We start from the raw sequence: 1,433 nt of genomic DNA, 5'->3' as shown, positions 1-1,433 counted from the left end.
CACTACTTTGGCAGATTTTTAGCGGAGAGGGTTCTGCAGCAGTGGGGACAACGGATTGGGGGCGGCTGCGCGAGCGCGGTGAGGATGGCTTGCCTGACGGCGGGTAGGCTCGGTTGGGGCGGCGGGCCGAGGATTCTTTTTTCCCCCTCCCGCTTGTTTGAGGCGGCGAGATTGCAGGAAGGCGTAGGCGATCATCGTCATCAGCGCGTGCCGGTGCAGGCCCGTCCATGAGCGCCCCTCGAAGTGGTCGAGGCCAAGTTCCTCCTTGAGCTGCTGATGCGCCTGTTCGCAGACCCAGCGCGCCTTGATGGCGCCTGCGATCTGCTTGAGCGAGGCGTCGGCGGGCAAGTTGGAGAGGTAGTATTTGCGCTCGCCGGTCGAGCGGTGCTCGCCGATCACCCAGACCTCCTCGCCAGGCAGATGCTGAGCGCCCATGTCGCGGATGCGCTGGGGTGGGCCATCTGCAACCCGGACACGGACAGCGGCGAAGCGGGCCGAGAGGCGGCCTTTGGTGCCACGCCGCCAACTGACCGTCCGCCATTGGGCTTTTTCCAGCATCGCCTGCGCGGTCATCGACTTCACATCGGGGATATGCCGGCGGCGCGGGCGGCCGTGTCCGGCAACGGGGAAGATCATCGCCACGTCGGCGGCATAGACCTTCTGCTTGAACGGGATACCGACGGCCCAGGTAAGGCCGCGCTCGGTGAGCGCCTGCCGGAAGGGGGCGCTCAAGCCATATCCGGCATCGGCGAGCACGCAGCCAAAGCGTAAGCCGGCTGCGCGAGCCCGGTCGATCTCGGCCAGCGCGATTTCGGGCTTGGTCCTGTAGGCACGATGGTCCTCGGGCACACCGGCACGGTCGAGCCGGGCGGGATCGGAAGTCCAGCTCTCGGGCAGAAACAATCGCAGCCCCACCATGACCGGCACTTCGCCAGAGGCCAGCGTCAGCGACACCAGCGTCTGGCAGTTGGCGTTCTTGCCAAGCGCCGAGGCATATTGCGGCGCGACGCCGACCGAGTGGCGCCCCTTCTTGGGGAGCGCGGTGTCGTCCACGATCAGCCACGCATCGTTCCCGCCAACTTGTTTGTCGGCCTCCGCGAGCAGCACCTTCTCCAGCGGCGCAGCATCCCACACGCCGCTCGCGATGAAGTGGTGCAGCTGGTCATAGTTGACGCCTGCGTCGCGCGCCGCCATCGGTTGGACGCTCTTGCGATCCCCAAGGCCAATCAGCCCAGCAATATAGGCCGGACACATCCGCGCACGCGTCTTGTGCCTCAACGCCGAGACGAACGGCTCAAGCCACCGCTCCAGATCGAGTTGCCAATCCCTGTTCATGGCCGGCCCCTCCAAAAGCCGACCTCTCATGAATCACGCAAAACGGCTCTTGGGAATCCTCGAAACGCTCCCGGAGCTAAAAATCTGCCAAAGTAGTG

General features: G+C 65.2%; 1 pseudogene. It reads right to left on the bottom strand.

What is annotated here, in order from left to right:
- Nucleotides 1–18: 18 nt before the first annotated feature.
- Nucleotides 19–1,372, bottom strand: a pseudogene (locus NKI70_RS33800) (IS701 family transposase).
- Between the last annotated feature and the right edge of the window lie 61 nt (nucleotides 1,373–1,433).

This window comes from Mesorhizobium sp. M0500 (assembly GCF_040321165.1).
Lineage (GTDB): Bacteria > Pseudomonadota > Alphaproteobacteria > Rhizobiales > Rhizobiaceae > Mesorhizobium.
Note: the sequence above shows the minus strand (reverse complement) of the source record. Positions and strands in the feature narration are given on the sequence as shown.